General features: G+C 43.4%; 16 protein-coding genes. 3 read left to right on the forward strand and 13 right to left on the reverse strand.

What is annotated here, in order from left to right; genetic code table 11:
• Window positions 1-38: 38 nt before the first annotated feature.
• Together ilvN and ilvB are read right to left on the reverse strand one after the other, a co-directional pair.
• Window positions 39-521 carry an acetolactate synthase small subunit gene (gene ilvN / locus MH215_RS18410; protein ID WP_056698662.1) on the reverse strand — a complete coding sequence of 161 codons (483 nt, stop codon included), beginning with the start codon at window positions 519-521 and terminating at the stop codon, window positions 39-41.
• Window positions 518-2,269 (reverse strand): biosynthetic-type acetolactate synthase large subunit, encoded by a 1,752-nt coding sequence (ilvB, locus tag MH215_RS18415; protein ID WP_056698665.1) that lies wholly within the window; start codon window positions 2,267-2,269, stop codon window positions 518-520. The genes ilvN and ilvB overlap by 4 nt, the downstream gene beginning before the upstream one ends.
• 598 nt (window positions 2,270-2,867) lie before the next feature.
• Between ilvB and MH215_RS18420 the strand changes: the two genes are divergently transcribed.
• Window positions 2,868-3,323 (forward strand): GNAT family N-acetyltransferase, encoded by a 456-nt coding sequence (locus MH215_RS18420; protein ID WP_145047993.1) that lies wholly within the window; start codon window positions 2,868-2,870, stop codon window positions 3,321-3,323.
• 13 nt (window positions 3,324-3,336) lie between these two features.
• Here the strand turns inward: MH215_RS18420 and MH215_RS18425 are convergent, their stop codons facing one another.
• The 9 genes from MH215_RS18425 to MH215_RS18465 all read right to left on the reverse strand — a co-directional run bounded on the left by MH215_RS18425 (window position 3,337) and on the right by MH215_RS18465 (window position 12,060).
• Window positions 3,337-3,717: a hypothetical protein gene (locus MH215_RS18425; protein WP_239292430.1), complete on the reverse strand. Its 381-nt coding sequence runs from the start codon at window positions 3,715-3,717 to the stop codon at window positions 3,337-3,339.
• 204 nt (window positions 3,718-3,921) lie between these two features.
• Window positions 3,922-4,884, reverse strand: a complete 963-nt coding sequence (locus MH215_RS18430) for an ABC transporter permease (protein WP_239292432.1) — start codon at window positions 4,882-4,884, stop codon at window positions 3,922-3,924.
• Window positions 4,885-5,964 carry an ABC transporter permease gene (locus MH215_RS18435; protein WP_239292434.1) on the reverse strand — a complete coding sequence of 360 codons (1,080 nt, stop codon included), beginning with the start codon at window positions 5,962-5,964 and terminating at the stop codon, window positions 4,885-4,887.
• Window positions 5,957-7,495 carry an ABC transporter ATP-binding protein gene (locus MH215_RS18440; protein ID WP_239292436.1) on the reverse strand — a complete coding sequence of 513 codons (1,539 nt, stop codon included), beginning with the start codon at window positions 7,493-7,495 and terminating at the stop codon, window positions 5,957-5,959. Before MH215_RS18440 ends, MH215_RS18435 begins: the two co-directional genes overlap by 8 nt.
• 231 nt (window positions 7,496-7,726) lie before the next feature.
• Complete coding sequence (locus MH215_RS18445) at window positions 7,727-8,767, reverse strand: BMP family lipoprotein (RefSeq protein ID WP_239292438.1); 1,041 nt, start codon at window positions 8,765-8,767, stop codon at window positions 7,727-7,729.
• A gap of 554 nt (window positions 8,768-9,321) precedes the next feature.
• Window positions 9,322-9,681 carry a 50S ribosomal protein L20 gene (rplT, locus tag MH215_RS18450; protein WP_017689664.1) on the reverse strand — a complete coding sequence of 120 codons (360 nt, stop codon included), beginning with the start codon at window positions 9,679-9,681 and terminating at the stop codon, window positions 9,322-9,324.
• Window positions 9,682-9,770: 89 nt separating this feature from the next.
• Window positions 9,771-9,974 (reverse strand): 50S ribosomal protein L35, encoded by a 204-nt coding sequence (gene rpmI, locus MH215_RS18455; RefSeq protein ID WP_017689665.1) that lies wholly within the window; start codon window positions 9,972-9,974, stop codon window positions 9,771-9,773.
• Window positions 9,975-9,998: 24 nt separating this feature from the next.
• Entirely contained in the window at window positions 9,999-10,493 is a 495-nt protein-coding gene (gene infC, locus MH215_RS18460) for a translation initiation factor IF-3 (protein WP_056698687.1), read from the reverse strand.
• Window positions 10,494-10,821: 328 nt separating this feature from the next.
• Window positions 10,822-12,060 carry a glycosyltransferase family 2 protein gene (locus MH215_RS18465; RefSeq protein WP_056698693.1) on the reverse strand — a complete coding sequence of 413 codons (1,239 nt, stop codon included), beginning with the start codon at window positions 12,058-12,060 and terminating at the stop codon, window positions 10,822-10,824.
• Window positions 12,061-13,164: 1,104 nt separating this feature from the next.
• Here MH215_RS18465 and MH215_RS18470 point away from each other — a divergent pair.
• Together MH215_RS18470 and MH215_RS18475 are read left to right on the forward strand one after the other, a co-directional pair.
• Window positions 13,165-13,692, forward strand: coding sequence for a phosphatase PAP2 family protein (locus MH215_RS18470; RefSeq protein ID WP_239292449.1), 528 nt, complete (start codon window positions 13,165-13,167; stop codon window positions 13,690-13,692).
• Window positions 13,693-13,742: 50 nt separating this feature from the next.
• Window positions 13,743-14,891: an MGDG synthase family glycosyltransferase gene (locus MH215_RS18475; RefSeq protein ID WP_056698700.1), complete on the forward strand. Its 1,149-nt coding sequence runs from the start codon at window positions 13,743-13,745 to the stop codon at window positions 14,889-14,891.
• 164 nt (window positions 14,892-15,055) lie between these two features.
• Here MH215_RS18475 and MH215_RS18480 read toward each other — a convergent pair whose 3' ends face one another.
• Together MH215_RS18480 and MH215_RS18485 are read right to left on the reverse strand one after the other, a co-directional pair.
• Window positions 15,056-16,612, reverse strand: a complete 1,557-nt coding sequence (locus MH215_RS18480) for an ABC transporter substrate-binding protein (protein WP_481857457.1) — start codon at window positions 16,610-16,612, stop codon at window positions 15,056-15,058.
• A gap of 98 nt (window positions 16,613-16,710) precedes the next feature.
• Window positions 16,711-17,610 carry a carbohydrate ABC transporter permease gene (locus MH215_RS18485; RefSeq protein ID WP_239292463.1) on the reverse strand — a complete coding sequence of 300 codons (900 nt, stop codon included), beginning with the start codon at window positions 17,608-17,610 and terminating at the stop codon, window positions 16,711-16,713.
• Between the last annotated feature and the right edge of the window lie 15 nt (window positions 17,611-17,625).

The raw sequence follows: 17,625 nt of genomic DNA on the forward strand, positions 1-17,625 counted from the left end.
CGTGTTGCTCTACATTTTCAAAGAAAATTCATAATGATTTATGCGTTGCCTCTTACCAATGCCGTTACACCTGTGCGAGAGAGTTCGCGAATACCGTATGGTTTGAGTAACTCTATCATAGCATCAATTTTGTCAGTATCTCCTACAACCTGCACCATCAGGCTACCAGGTCCGATATCAACAACAGCTGCTCTAAAGGTCTCGACAACACCCATAATCTCAGGTCGTTCGGAAGGTTCTGCTTTCACCTTAATTAGTGCAAGCTCACGAGCAACCATAGGTTTCAAACTGAAATCGACAACTTTGATGACATCAATGATTTTGTACAATTGTTTCTCAATTTGTTCCAATGTTTTATCATCACCGGTAGTGACAATGACCATCCGGGACAAACCCGGCTCTTCCGATTGCCCCACCGTAATACTCTCAATATTGTAACCGCGTCGACCGAACAAACCCGATACCCGCTGAAGGACGCCCGGCTGATCGTTGACCAAAATCGAAATTGTATGTCTAATCATTTCTCAGCATCCCCCATCAGCATTTGATCGATTGTCGCTCCTTGTGGAACCATTGGATATACGTTTTCTTCCTTACGTACAACAAACTCTACAACGACTGGTCCCGGTGTGTCTAGTGCTTCTTGCCAAGCTCGCTCCGCTTCTTCCTTGTTCGTAGCGCGCAAGCCTTTAACACCATAGGCTTCTGCCAATTTAACAAAATCAGGGCTGCCCGCCAAATCAATGTGACTATAGCGATTCTCATAGATGATTTCCTGCCATTGACGTACCATTCCAAGTACTTGGTTGTTAATAATAACAATTTTCACTGGAATGTTGTTAATTGCACAGATTGCAAGCTCTTGAGAACACATCTGCATACCACCATCACCGTTAATGGAGATAACCAGTCTGTCAGGATTCGCCATTTGAGCACCGATTGCTGAAGGGAATCCGAAGCCCATGGTTCCCAAACCACCTGAGGTTACCCAAGAACGCGGCTGATTGAATTTGTAATATTGAGCTGCCCACATCTGATGCTGTCCAACATCCGTTGTTACAATTGCCTCGCCTTTCGTTGTATCGTTTAACAACTCTACAACCCATTGCGGTTTCAATTCTTCATCGGAATCAGTGTAGCTGTAAGGTTTCTCTTGTTTCCATTGCTTGATCTGATCTCTCCATGCATCCGCACGCTCTGCACGCTGCACTTCTTTGTTCGCAATTTCCAGCACAGTCTTCACATCACCAACAATTGGAATATCTGTTGCAATGTTTTTACCGATTTCGGCTGGATCGATATCGATGTGTACAATTTTGGCATGTGGCGCAAAACCGTCCAGTTTACCCGTTACCCGGTCATCGAAACGTGCTCCGATATTGATTAACAAATCTGATTGTTGGATAGCTAGATTCGAAGTATACGTACCATGCATACCTGGCATCCCTGTCCACAATTCGTGTCCACTTGGGAATGCGCCTAAGCCAAGCAAAGTTGTTGTAATCGGAATACCTGTCTTCTCAACGAATTCGAAGAGTGCTTCGTGTCCACCAGAGTAAACAACACCACCACCTGCGAGAATCATTGGACGCTCTGCCTCTTGAATAGCTTGTGCCAAGCGATCAACTTGCAGTTTGTTCGGTACAGTACGAGGATTATACCCTCTAAGCACAACAGGCTCAGTACTTGGCTCGAACAATGTCTTGTTAGCAGATACATCTTTTGGAATGTCGATCAGAACCGGGCCTTTACGACCTGTATTAGCGATGTGGAATGCCTCGTGAATAACACGTGGTAGATCCTTAACATCTTTTACCAAGTAACTATGTTTCGTAATTGGCATTGTAATACCCGTGATGTCTGCTTCTTGGAAAGCATCCGAGCCGATCAGGCTGGAGACAACGTTACCTGTAATCACAACGAGAGGAACGGAGTCCATATACGCTGTCGCGATTCCAGTAACCAGATTGGTTGCTCCTGGTCCGGAAGTGGCGATACATACGCCTACCTTACCACTCGCACGTGCATATCCGTCAGCCGCATGAATGGCACCTTGTTCGTGACGAGTTAATACATGCTTGAAATCCTCGAAACCATACATTGCGTCATAGATATAAAGTACTGCACCCCCAGGGTAACCGAAGACACAATCTACACCTTCCAGCAACAAGCTTCTCAGCAAAATCTCGGAACCGCTAATGACCTCCGGCTTCATCCATTTTTCACGTAATTCATCTGTTGACCGTACTTCTGGAATTTGAGCACCCATTAGTCATCCTCCTCTCGAAATTCACACCATTCTGACATTAGAAGTTACAAAAAAAACCTTCCATCCCCTGCAAACAAGTTCATGCTTGCGAGGGACGAAAGGTTGTCGCTTCCGTGGTACCACCCAACTTTGTCCGAAATTTCGCAATAACGGACCTTACCAGGTACAAAAAACAATAGTCCTAACGGACATATCCGTTATCTATACCTGTTGTCTGTAACGCAGACATACGATTTTCCCTAATAACCAGTTGGAGTGACATCCAATGCTTTTCAGGAAAACAGCTCCGAGGTGAGCTCGTATATAAGGGATAATGGTGGTGGTTTCAGCAGATCCAGCCACTCTCTGAGCAAAAGAGCCCTTAAAACTTCGTCCTCTTCATAGCCGATGAAATATTCTCGTTAAATGTTAGGAACATTATATGATTCTACTGAGCGATAAGTCAATACCTGTTTTTCATAAAAATTTTAAACGCATACACTTTTCATCTTCAATGACTAATGTAACCCAAACCTACTACTCTCATTCAGTCACCTTTTATCTTACTCCAGGCATAGGATACACAAGCAGCATGACTGGTTAAGAGAGGAGGCTCCCTATGGTAATTCGGCAACGCAAATCTAAGCTGGATGACACTGCCATTATGAGACTGATTGATTCTCAACTTGTTCCCCTTTCTCATATGAGTGAAAGTGAAATCAATAAAATACGCAAAGAAATACCCCTGCGAATGAACAGGGGCATGACCTTTGTTGTCTCATCGGAGCCTGACCAAGAAGCGGTCGCATTCATCCATTTTCTTATGCATGGTGAACTTCTATACGTAGATATGATGGCCGTTACCACGAAAGAGCAGCGAAAGCGCTACGGACAGAGCTTGTTACTCAAAGCTGAGCAATTCGCCGCATCAAGAGGCTGCAAAAGATCCAAGGTTATGGTCGATGAAGGAAACATCAAAGGTCTACAATTTTATCAAAAAAATGGTTATAGTACGATTCGCTATATAATGATTAGCCGCTGCTACGAAATGGAAAAAAGAATTGGATTACACTAAAAATGTGAAGTCCTCAAAAGAAACCTGGTGGACGTGGTCCTGGTCCATATGGTCCAAATTCAGAACCTGGTCCGTAGCCTGGACCACCACCATATCCTGGACCCGGTTTCGGACCTGGTCCGTAGCCAGGGCCGTACCCAGGACCATAACCGCCTCCGAAACCTGGGCCTGACCCGTAAGCATAGGGTAAAGTTGCGATAGCGAGCAAATCAAATAAAACAAGTGGCAGGATCGCCTTTGTACGTACCTTTTTCCCATCCAATCGCTTCAAAACCAATTTATTTCCCGACACTTTCAACAGCTTCCCAGTAACTCGGGTACCATCCTTTTTAACGGCAACAATATTTTTGCCTATGAATTTCATCGCCGCATGACGCGTAACATGTTGTTTCATACTTTTCCCTCCTCCTCGCATCGTTCAGAACAGTGTATTCGTCCATGGCTCACTTCGCCTGTTTCTTTGTCCCTACCAGGAAATATGGGTTCAAGGCCTAACCTAGAGTAATGGAGAACATGTTCTGTTACAGAAAAAAAAGACCCGCACACAGCGGATCTTTCTTGCAATGCAATTTGAAGTTGTTTAACACATTGTATTTCCTTACCTTTTCCCTGGATCGTATGCCTCTCCGAGTGCAGACGGAGCAGAAGAACGCCCAACCGCTACAACAAGTACAATGATCGTGAGTAGATAAGGCAACATGAAAATAATTTCCTGGGGAATACTTTGAGACCAATCGAACAATTGCACATAGTTTCGAATCGCTTGTGAGAATCCGAAGAACAACGCTGCGATGAACGCACCAATCGGGTTCCACTTACCAAAGATCATTGCTGCAATTGCAATAAAGCCTTGTCCAGAAACTGTGTTATGTGAGAATGTTCCTGTCGTCGTTAGTGTAATGGCAGCTCCACCAATTGCTGCGAGCGCACCACTAATCATTACGCCGACATAGCGATATCTTAGTACCTTAACACCTACTGTATCTGCAGCACTTGGATGTTCCCCTACCGAACGGAGACGCAGACCAAATGGCGTTTTGTACATGATGTAATACGTCACAAATACAAACGCAATGGCCAGGTACGTCGTTGGATATACGTTCTTGAACAGAGCTTCTCCAAGTAAAGGAATATCCTGTAACAGAGGCACATTGAATTTGCTAAATCCTTGTACGAGCGGGGAATCCCCTGAACCTTCGAACAATAATTTTACCAAATACAGTGTGCTACCTGCCGCCAAAAAGTTAATTACGATACCACTAATAATTTGGTCAGCCTTAAACGTGATTGAAGCAACCGCATGAATAAGCGATACAACTACACCAAGTACAACGGCAAGGAGAACACCCATCCAAGCTGATGTTGTTCCATCCATACCTGCTTCTTGAGCATAGTGCGCACCAATCCCCGCTGCGAACGCTCCAAACACCATGAAACCTTCAAGACCCAGGTTTGTTACACCTGATTTCTCTGAGAAAATACCGCCCAAGGATGCAAAAATCAATGCCGTGGCAAAGACAAGCGTCGTATTGATAATTTGCCCGATTGTCAACAAGTCCATCTACAACACCTTCTCTTTCTTGCGCTTGGAATAGAACGGTTTAAGTACCCAGCGCACGATGCCTTGTGCCGCAATGAAGAAGATAATCGAACCGATAACAATCCGAATAATCTCGGGTGGTACATCCGCGGCAAAGCTCATTCCCGCAGAACCGTAAGTGAGCGTACCGAACAGCAACGCACCTAGAAGCACACCAAATGGATGATTCAAACCAATCAAAGCAACCGCGATCCCATCAAAACCTGTTCCTGGTGAACCAGACATAACGGTTTGGTATTGGAATACACCCAGCACTTGGAATGCGCCACCTAAACCAGCCAGCATACCACTAATGAACATTGCTTTGACAATGTTACGGTTTACATGCATACCTGCATATTCAGCTGCATTCGGGTTGTATCCTACAGCACGAATTTCATATCCTTGTTTCGTTTTCCACATATAAATATAGAAGAGCACAGCCAAAACAATGGCTATTAATGTTCCCATGTGTACACGAGAGTTTCCCATTAACTCGGACAACCAGGCGATACTGATGGAAGCTGATTCACCGATATTTTGTGAGCGGTTCTCCCCTGGTTGCAGCAAGAACTGACGTACAATCAAGTTGGCTAAATACAGACCAATCCAGTTCAACATGATACTACTGATAACTTCATTTACGCCGCGCTTAGCTTTCAAATAACCGGCAATAGCTGCCCACAGTCCACCAAATACTGCACCTGCGATCAGAGCCAGTGGAGCATGAATGTAGATCGGAAGTCCTGTGAATTTCACACCTACAAACGTTGCTGCTGTCATACCCACGAGGAATTGTCCTTCTCCCCCGATATTAAACAAACCAGCACGTGATGCAAAGGCAAAGGCAAGGCCAGTCATAATGAGCGGAGTCATTTCACGTACAGCTTCACCGAAATTGTACATGTCTCCGAACACCTTTTTAAACAAAGCACCATAAGCCTCAACTGGGTTATATCCACCAATCAACATTACGATACCACCCAGGATCAGACCCATAACAATCGCTACAACAGGTAAAATAAATGAATCACGGGTAAACCATTTTAATACGTTATTCATGCACTGTACCTCTCTTTTGGGTGCTGCCCGCCATCATCAAGCCGAGCTCCCTGTCATTGGTTTCTTCTGGCAGCACCTCGCCTACGATCTCTCCCTCATAAATGACAGCAATACGATCGGAGACATTAATAATTTCGTCCAATTCGAAAGAAATCAATAACACTGCTTTCCCCTGATCACGCTGTGCAATCAACTGCTTCTGTACAAACTCAATCGCACCTACATCCAAACCACGAGTAGGCTGAGCAGCAATCAGCAGTTCTGGGTTTTTATCAACCTCACGGGCAATAATGGCCTTTTGTTGATTCCCTCCAGACAGGGAACGTGCTTTGGTCTCAATACTCGGTGTACGCACGTCAAAAGCCTCGACAAGTCGCTTCGCTTGCTTTTTAATCGCATCGAAGTTCAGGAAGCCTCTACGTGTGTATGGCGATTTATAATACGATTCCAGTACGATATTCTCGCTGACTGAAAAATCAAGAACAAGTCCATGTTTGTGCCGATCCTCAGGAATATGAGCTACTCCCGATTCCGAGATACGTCTTGGAGATAGATTAGCAATCTCCTTGCCTTGCAGACGAATGGAGCCACTCTCGATCTTGCGCAGTCCGGTAAGTGCCTCAATCAACTCACTCTGTCCGTTACCATCTACCCCTGCGATACCGACAATCTCTCCTGCACGCACATTGAGGTTCAGTTTATTAAGAACAGGCATGTCCTCTTTGTTTCTAGCCGTCAACTGGCTAACTTCCAGAATGTTAGCACCTGGTGTAGCCGGTTTCTTATCCACTTTGAACGTGACATTACGTCCTACCATTTTCTCAGCGAGTTCATTCGGATTGGTCTCCGAGGTCTTCACTGAATCAATGACTTTACCACGACGAATGATCGTTACGGTATCAGAGATTTCCATAATTTCTTTTAGCTTGTGTGTAATCAAAATAATGGATTTACCTTCAGCTACGAGCTTTTTCATGATGATCATTAGTTCTTTGATCTCTTGAGGCGTCAAAACCGCTGTAGGCTCGTCAAAAATCAGAATATCAGCACCTCGGTACAATGTCTTCACAATTTCTACCCGTTGCTGCATTCCGACCGAAATATCATGTATTTTGGCATGTGGATTTACTTTCAAGCCATATTGCTCAGATAGGCGCTGCACTTCTGCAGCAGCTTTTTTATAATTAATGTTGAGACCTTTTGTTGGCTCAGATCCCAAAATAATGTTCTCTGTTACCGTGAACGGCTGTACGAGCTTAAAGTGCTGATGCACCATACCGATTCCCAGATCGATGGCCTTATTCGGGCTATCGATGATAACCGGCTTGCCATTCACCTCAATGGAACCTTCATCCGGCTGATAGAGACCAAATACAATATTCATTAATGTTGATTTACCAGCGCCGTTTTCGCCCAGTAGAGCATGAATCTCGCCTTTACGAAGCTGAAGGCTGATGGCGTCGTTGGCAACAATGCCTGGAAAACGCTTCGTGATTTGTTTTAACTCAACGACGGGGGTTGCTGCACCCATGTAATCACCCTTATACCTGATATAGTGTGGTTCCACAAACGTAAGAAAAACGTCTAACGACGTTAATTTAGGAATAATAGCTGCCATTCAAACTGTGATTTCTTACTTAATAGACTTACTCACTGAGCGTGTGGTCAGATGATTCTTAGATGTAGTACATGTCTCATGACAATCATAAGGCCGGTCAAGACCGGCCTCGATGACTATTCATTTATTTAGGCTTGAAATCAATTACTCAGTAGGTACTTTGATTTCGCCGTTGATGATTTTTTCTTTGTACTCTTCAACTTTAGCAAGTGTATCAGCTGATACGTTAGCAGTAGAAGTGTCCGCGATACCTACACCGTTTTCTTTCAATGTCAGGTTCTCAGAACCACCAGCAAATGTACCATCAACAACTTCTTGGTTTACGCGTTTAACCGCTTCGTCAACTTTTTTGATCATGGAAGTCAACGTGATTTCATCGCCAAACTCAAGAGATTGGTCTTTATCAACACCGATAACCCATACATCTTGCCCTTGTTTCTTACGAGCGCTTGCTTCGTTAAACACACCGTTACCAGTTGCGCCAGAAGCGTGGAAGATGATGTCTACGCCTTCGTTGTAAAGTGTTGCTGCTGCTGCTTTACCAAGGTCAGGTTTATCAAATGCACCTGTGTAGTTAGAAATGAATTGAGCGTCAGGGTTAACTGCTTTAACGCCTTCTCTGAATCCTACTTCAAACTTTTTGATCAGTGGGCTTTCCATACCGCCTACAAAACCAATTTTGTTTGTTTTAGTTGTCAGACCTGCAACAACACCAACCAAGAAAGATCCTTCTTCTTCAGCAAAAGTTACAGACTTAACATTAGGAGAATCCACTACGCTGTCAATGATCGCGAGTTTGGAATCTGGGTTTTGGTCAGCAACCGTTTTGATTGCATCAGCCAATTGGAAACCGATACCCCAAGTCAGGTCATATCCACCTTTAACGAATTCGTTCAAGTTTGGAATGTACTCTTCATCGGATTTACTTTGCAGGTATTTAACAGCTACACCTGTTTCAGTTTCAGTTGCTTGCAGAGCTTCCCAAGCGGATTGGTTAAAGGACTTATCGTTAACTCCACCTACGTCAGTTACCATACCAATTTGCAAATCGGATTTCGCTTCAGTAGCTTCGCCACCGGTAGTTCCTCCGGCATTCGTTTCTTCTTTTGGTTTGCTTCCGCAACCTGCGAGCATTACGGATACTGCCAGCAACATGACCAAAGACAAGCTGAGCATCTTCTTCATTTTCTTTAGTTCCCCCTTAATGATATATACCTAATTTCTACCTAGACCCTTATGAATCGGAAGAACAGATGCCAAGCACGGTTTGGTTGTGGAATGTATGCCTAATTCGACATAATAAACGCATTCCACCCTTAACTTTACCGGATCATCTGTCGAAAAACCGAACATTATGACTAGAGAGAAAAGTTTAGGACTAGCCTACTAGAGGTGATTATACATTTAACCAGTGTTAAAATCTAGATGTTTCATAACCAAAAAGCACTTATTTTTGCACTTTTATTGTTGAAAGCGCTTAAAAATTTAGCAGTTTAACACGCTAACGTTACAACGATGTGATGTTATATAACAAATATATTCCATATTGAGCGGCATCCGTTAATAATAAACCATTTTCATTTGCACTATTTAATCATTCGGATTTTATGTACTACCACAATGCTCTCATACCCTTTACTGCCATTTTCAGTGTACCCTTCCTGACAGTTGTATATTCTTCACGCAGAATCTGGCGTAAAAAAAGCCGCCATAGGTACGGCGGCTTGTATAAATATAATTTAGGCGTTGATTTTGCCTTTAGCTACAGTAGCCAAAGAGTTGAACGCATTGATGTCGTTAACGGCCAGATCAGCCAACATTTTGCGGTTCATATCTACACCAGCAAGTTTCAAACCATGGATCAGTTTGTTGTAAGACAAACCATTCATACGTGCTGCAGCATTGATACGAACGATCCACAGTCTGCGGAAGTTACGTTTCGTGTTGCGACGGTCACGGTATGCGTATACCAGGGATTTCATTACTTGCTCGTTAGCTGTTTTAAAAATACGGTGTTTGGAACCGAAATAACCTCTTGCCAGTTTCAAAACCTTTTTATGACGACGACGTACTACAAAACCGCCCTTGACTCTTGCCATATTAAAGAACCTCCCAAATAAATATTAAATGTATCCGTGGTATGTGTACGGCCGTAGCCGATCCCCCATACGGAATGTATTGTACTGAATTAGCCTTTGAGGTTAGCCAAACCTTGTTTCAAACGTCTTACGTCACCTGCAGCCATAACTGGGTTACCATTCAGAACGCGCTTAGCACGTTTTGATTTGTGGGAAAGCAAGTGGTTTTTGTGAGCTTTGTAACGAAGGACTTTACCGGAACCGGTAATTTTGAAGCGTCCTTTCAAACTGCTGTGTGTTTTCATTTTAGGCATTTTGTGTTTCCTCCTTCAATGTTATCAGGCTTTAGGAGCCAGAATCATGATCATACTGCGGCCTTCCAATTTTGGTTGACGCTCGATCGTGCAAAGTTCTTCAACTTCCACCTTAACGCGCTCCAAAATCCGCTGACCAATGGCGGCATGTGCAATTTCACGTCCGCGATAACGAACAGAACATTTCACTTTGTCGCCCTCTTTCAAAAACTTAACTACATTACGAAGCTTCGTTTGATAATCATGCTCCTCAATATTGGAACGGAACCATACTTCTTTAATATCAACAATTTTCTGGTTCTTACGGGCTTCTTTGTCTTTCTTTTGTTGCTCATAGCGGAATTTGCCATAGTCCATGATGCGACACACCGGCGGTTTAGCCTGTGGTGCCACATTGACCAGATCCAAGTTCAGATCAATCGCCATTTGTAGTGCTTCACGAATCGGCGTGATCCCAATTTGTTCTCCTTCAGCTCCGACAAGGCGTACTTCTTTCGCCCGAATCTCATCATTAATCATGTGATCTTTACTAATAACCGTCCACCTCCAGGTCATTTTCAATACTGTAATACAAAATTAAAAGGGATGCCGGTTAAACTACCGACATCCCTGTAATCAACACAATTCTTCATGAGTATACAACTTCATAAATTATTGGGATCGTTGACCAGCCAACATTTGTTGGTCAGGTGAGAAGTCGGACTTCTTCTTGTGATTCCATATCACTATTTGTTTAACGCACTTGAATACTATACCACCTGTAGTAGTCATTGTCAACAGCTTTACAATTTAAATTTCAAACCATTATAAACCCGCTCACCAACTACTCAAATATAAGATATAAGCATTACCCTTGTTTGCTCTGTACCTCATCCAAACGTACAACACGTGTATGTTGAGTGTGGCTCCATTGCTTGTTGTTCTGTGTAAAGAACGCATAGAACGTAATTGGGTACCAAGAGAGCAGATAGATCGGGAACAACACTAGGTATAGATATACTTTGGCAAAAGTAACCTTCTCCAGCGCCATTGACAGCAAGAACGTCAAAATGTTCAAACCGATTGCTACAAATCCTACCCATAATGGGAAGTACCCATACACATTGGCGATATTCGGACCATTAAACACCGCTGTATCTACCCACATTACTGCTGTCAGCAAGAAGGTTAGCAATACGACGTATACGTTGGCACCATATACAGCAAGGTCGAATTTGACCAAGCTTCTTTCTTTGATACTTTGCCACAGCAACGGGAAGAAATATCTCCGCGCAACAGTAAAGTGACCTTGCATCCAACGAAGACGTTGTCTAGCTGAAGCTTTGAACGTCAACGGTTTCTCATCAAACACCTTAGCATCATAATTGAATACCGGATAGACATTACGTTGCACACTACGCATCGTAAACTCTAGATCCTCTACCAAGCTCGTTGCACCCCAACCAATTTCCTTCAGCAAATTAGTCTCGAAGCACATCCCTGTACCTCCAAGGAAATTCGCCATGTTCAGGTTGTAACGAGACAACTGCCACAGACGGTTAATGTACCAGTAGGATACACCATACGCTGCTGTAATCCAAGAATCTTCTGGATTCTTTGTATCAATGTAACCTTGGATCACGCGCGCTCCATTACAAAGGTCATCGTTCATTTCAAGCAAAAAGTTACGATCTACCAGGTTATCCGCGTCAAACATAACAACTGCATCATACTGACGTGGCAATTTCCACAGATATTTGAGCATCCACTCAATGGCATACCCTTTACCTCTGAGATCCGCATTCGTACGAACACATGCGTTCAATCCATGGTCTCTAACAATTTGAGCTGTTCCATCTGTACAGTTGTCACAGATAACAAATACATCGTACAGATCTTCTGGATAATCAAGTTCTTTTAAGTTTTCCATCAATGCACCAATGACCTGTTCCTCATTGTGCGCAGCGACCAGTACAGCAAATGACTTTGTCGCTGGATAATTTTTCTTTTTCTTTTTCTTATACAGACCGAACAGCGAAAACGTGAATTGGTACACAGCTAGCAGTGCAAGTAGCACCTGCAGCGTGACGAATATAGCGTCCAACATCGTTCTCTGTTACCCCCTTTTATTCAAACCCATTACTAACCTACAAGCGTTTCTCTTCCTGCTTCTGCATCTTATTTTTTTTGTTGTGCAGAATATGACCCTGTTCTTTTGAGTACTACGTGAGTGCTTTGAACAATGTTTCAAACTTGGCTAGAACCTAATTGGCTGCTTTATCGATTTTGGATTCTTTTTAGCCATTTGTCAAAACCGCAATTTCACTTCCTGAAGCAGAAATGTGAACATTAAACGCTAAATTGGCAGTCCGCGACACTGTACACTTGCATTCATGCCAGTTATGTCTTATTTTCAGCCGTTTGCTTGTTTTTTATTTCTATAGTCCCTGCTTTTTTTCTAAGATACCTATATAGCTCCAGAGTCTACATATCTAAATAACGCAAACCAAGCCCAAAAAGTTCAACAAAAGTTTAATATAAATCACACAATTCCTTACCTCATTTCAGCAGCATTGAATCATTGTATCTTTTTTGGCTCGTCCAAGTCAAAATGTTAAGTTGGGTTTTCATCCACACTTTAACATGAAATTTACTTTCTTCACATGTCTTCTTCTTGAAAAGGACAACATTTAAAAATATGATAAACATATCCCTGAAATAACCCTGGCTTCTAAAGTGCGTGTTCAAAAAGAACGCTTTTCAGTAACGAGAAGATGGGACGAAGCTAGAAATGGAGTAGCGGAGCGTAGGCAAACTACGTGAGCAACTACATGTTTCCGATGGAAACATGCTGCGTAAGCATCCACTTATTTCGGCTGAATTCCATATTCGATGCTGTGATGCCGCTAGGCATCCTTCGTAATCAAAAGTGGAATTTTTGAACAACCTCTAAAAAACGGTTATATAGTAATCAGGACAAAAACCGGAAACAGAACTTACCCGGAAATACTGCCGCCAATTAGGGCGTGTCTGATAATTCTGAAGGAAGCAGATTTTGCCGAATTTTCGTTCCAAGTAAGGAAGTTTTCCGCTGGCGTGCCGAGGCACGTCAAGGAAAATTGACGCAGCAGGGAGCGAAATGGCGATAAAAGATGCACTTCAGCACGTTTTGAGACACGTTCTGGGGCGGCCTGACTGGCAGGAGGCCAATATGAGCCGTTTATTTGTTAAGTTTCAAGAGTATGATCGAAATGTGTTTATGTGGATTAATGGTCGACTTCATAATCGTTTTATGAATTTTTGGCTCTATTACTTCACCCATCTGGGCGGGGCGACATCATCCATCGCCATTTCACTGTTGATATGGTTGGTTGCACCAGCTCCATGGAATACAACAGGACTTCAAGCCTGTGTAGCTCTAGCAGTTAGCCATATTCCCGTGGCGATCGCCAAGAAGCTGTATCCTCGTATACGGCCTTACCTTGCATTACCAGACACGATTACATTTCGTAATCCTTTGACGGATCATTCATTCCCATCTGGACACACCACCGCGATCTTTTCGGTTACCGTGCCATTTATGACGATGGATCCATTTCTTCTCAGCGTATTATTGCCTGTAGCGCTTGTTGTCGGATTCTCCCGAATATACTTGGGGTTGCATTATCCTTCCGATGTCCTTGCTGGTGCTACAATCGGTACTTTGGTCGCACTCGCGACAGTTGCATTCTGGACTTAAAGTCGATATGTTAGACGAAGGAAAACCTAGCAGGAACAGGTGAATCAAGCGTGGAGAAAAAACGAGTATTACTATTATCAGAAGGTTTTGGTGCAGGACACACCCAAGCAGCTTACGCCCTTTCCAGTAGTTTGCGCAAACTTTCTACCGATGTGCAGACCAAAGTCCTTGAACTCGGAAGCTTCCTTAACCCCCGGGTTGCACCATTGATTATTACTGCATATAAAAAAACCGTTACCAATCAACCCAAGCTAGTCGGCTATGTTTACAAACATCAATATAAAAAGTCTCTAAATCGATTGACCACTTTGGCGCTGCATAAGCTGTTCTATACTCATACACGCAGTATTGTTCGTCAGCTTCGTCCAAATGTCATCGTTTGTACACATCCCATTCCAAGTGCTGTGATATCCAGGTTAAAGCGATTGGGCGTGCAAGTGCCACTGTGTACTGTGATTACTGATTATGATGCTCATGGTACCTGGATCAGCCCTGAGGTGGACTTATACCTCGTCTCTACAGATGAGGTGAAGTCCAAACTGATGCTGAGAGGTGTGTCTGTAGACAAAATTCGAGTAACAGGCATACCTGTTCATCCTAACTTTTGGGAGCACCCCGGACGTGATGAGATCCAAAGCAGGTTCAATTTAAAAAATATGCCTACCGTATTAGTCATGGGTGGTGGTTGGGGAATGCTCAGTGATGAAGTTGTGAATCAGATGCTTACCCGTTGGCACAAGGATATTCAGCTCATTTTCTGCTTAGGGCGGAATGACAAAGTAAGAATCAGCATGGAACAGAATCCTATATATCAAAAAGAAAACATTCATATCATCGGATACACTAACGAGGTAGACAAACTAATGGAGGTGTCCGATCTGCTCATCACCAAGCCTGGTGGAATGACATGCAGTGAGGGTCTTGCCAAGGGTATTCCGATGTTATTTCATAATCCGATTCCAGGTCAGGAAGAAGAGAACGTTCATTATTTTACTTCTAGAGGCCTTGGAGAAGCGATCACTTCCCTAGATGTTGTAGTGAACTGGATGAATCGGCTGTTACATAAATACCCGGATATTGTCCGTAAACGTAAACGCCATTTGGCTCAGATTGCCAAGTATCATCCAACACAGAGTGCACAGAGCATCATTGATCTATTAGAAATTCGTTCTTATCCATCCGATCAGTCAAGCGTTTAACGCTTCTAACAACTCATATCTATACAAAAAAGGGTATCTTCGTTATGAAGGTACCCTTTCTTGTATGAGTTTAAAGTAGCAGAGCCAACGATTCCCATATCGAAATTAACGCAGTTTTTGTTGGGTATCGGGTATCAGGTTATCCGTGCGATATCAATACTAGATCATTGAATCCCAGCCGATTTCAGATATTCTTGCCACTGCTTCGTATATTCACTTTGGATTTTTTCAAGTCCAGCCTGCTTCGCCTTCTCCATAAATGTATTCAGTCCTGTCTCGACATCGGCTACTAAGCCTACGTTTAGCGGGTAGAGATACTGTTTCTCCACTTGCTCCAGTGCTGCCTTTTCAGCCTGATAAGGTGTCCAATCCTCTGCAAATCCAGTAAAAATATCTGGCTTCTTAATTTTGTCAAGTTCCTCGAACATGCTCAGGACATCGTCAAATGACTTGTCATACAGCATGAATTCTGGATTACGCCATGCCCAGCCATTCATGCCTTCACGTGGAAAGCCATTCGTTTGAGCATCGCCAATCATTTTGTAGTAGCCATCTTGTACTTCGAAGTTTTTCCCCTCTACGCCATACTCAGTAAGCCAGTTGTATCGTTTATCCGTAACCAGCTTCTCATAAAATGCGAGTGCTCTTTCTGGATTTTTACTGCTACGGGGAATTGCAAAACCGTTATGAATCGGATGAACCGGTTGTGCAAACCCTTTCGCATTCGGGTACGGGAAATAACCCAACTTCCAATCAGGGTGTGTTGACTGGATCTTAATTACGTCGGCATTGAATTTGTTCGGATTCTCTCCTGAGAGAATCACAGCCGCTTTGCCATTTTGCAGCAGTGAATTAGAAGTGTCTTTCACATTCAGTACGTTTTTCGGGAAAAACCCTTTGTCCATCCAGCGCTTGTAGGTTTTTAGATCTTCCAGATGCTGCGCTGAACCCCAATAGGAAGCAACATTGGACGGTGAATCATACATAATATCCAGACCATAAGGTAACTGACCAGCTGTATTTACGAGCTTAGAGTTCAATTGACGAATGCCATGCGTATGGTTTGCATTGCTGTCTGCGATCGGTATCATATCCGGTTCATTCGCTTTGATCCCCTCAAGGTAAGCTTCAAGCGTCTCCATAGATTCAGGTTTAGGCAAATTATACTTCTCACGTAAATCCTCACGGTACGCAATGCCTTCCGTTACATATTCAATCCATGTGGAAGGAACCGTATAGATTTTGTCATTGATTTTGACTGCATTCCACATATCCTCTGGTACATGCGCTTGCAGAGCCGGTGCAACTTTGGGCAGCATTTCATCCAGCGCAAGGAACGCACCCTTTTTCGCATAGGACTGGTAGAATGTCCAATCCGCCGTAAATATAAGGTCTATCGGTTGCCCCGAGGAGAGCAGCAATTTATATTTTTGGTCCCAGTCTGTCCAAGAGGTGTAGTTGAATTTGACGTTGACGTTCAGATCAGCCTCAGCCAATTTATTAATTTCTGATTCAATGGTCGGTAGGTCTTTCGGTGCATCACCAAGCATGTAGAATTGCAGCGTTACTTTGTCTCCTTTGGAAGTTGAAGAGTCTCCCTCTGCACTACCTTGTGTCGATTCCCCCGAACCTGTGTTACATGCGGCCAGCACCCCAGCAAACATCATTAAGGCAATAATTAGAGACAGGTGCCGAAGAAATGTTTTGTTTCGCATATGCATCCTCCCTTTTTGTGGTGAAACGTATATGTTAGCGCAGATCCGATGTAGACAGAGCAGTTTAGATTGCCACAGCCCAGAATCCTCATCGGTTTCGCGTTCTAACCTTTAACCGCCCCAATCGTCAGACCTCTAACAAAATAACGTTGAACGAATGGATACAGGAACAAGATCGGTCCAGTCACGATAATCGCCATCGCCATCTTGGTTGATTCAGTGGGCACATCCTGACTAAGTGTAATCCCTGTTCCAATCGCCATCTGATCTATAAACGTAATCGTGTTCATCGTGTTGTATAGATAGAATTGCAATTGATACATATCCGGGTTGTTGATAAAGAGCGATGATGTAAACCAGTCGTTCCAGTATCCGAGTGCAAGGAAAAGCCCCACAGTGGCAATGCCAGGCATCGCCAAATTTAATACAACACTGAAGTAAATGCGGAAGTCATTCGCCCCATCAATTTTGGCAGACTCAATGAGCTCGTCAGGAACAGCGGATCGAATGAAATTTTTCATTAAAATGATGAGAAACGGTGTCATGAGCCCTGGGAAGATCAATACGGTGTACGTATCGGTCAAGTTAAAGTAATTCGCCAGCATGATGTACCAAGGTACAAGTCCTCCACCGAATAAGGTCGTAAAGTAGATGAAGAAGGAGAATGTATTCCGGTATTTAAAATCTTTGCGTTGTAATACAAACCCCGCCATGGTGATGAAGAACAGTCCAAGCGCTGTTCCTACAACGGTCGTAAATACAGTGATGCCATAGGCTTTGAGTACTTGTGTAGGGAATTTGAATACCATTTTGTAACCTTCCAGGGAGAAATCAGTGGGAAACAGATGGTATCCATCCCTCACGATGGATTCATTACTGCTAAATGAACCAGACAGAATGAGTAGAAATGGCACCAAACAGATGATGGAAAGAAACAATATAAAGGTGTACGCGATCACTTGAAAGAGCATCGTAAATTCCGAATCTCTGGCACGAGTATGCATAGTAGGTCTCCCTTC

The sequence above is a fragment of the Paenibacillus sp. ACRSA genome (assembly GCF_022346845.1).
Lineage (GTDB): Bacteria > Bacillota > Bacilli > Paenibacillales > Paenibacillaceae > Paenibacillus.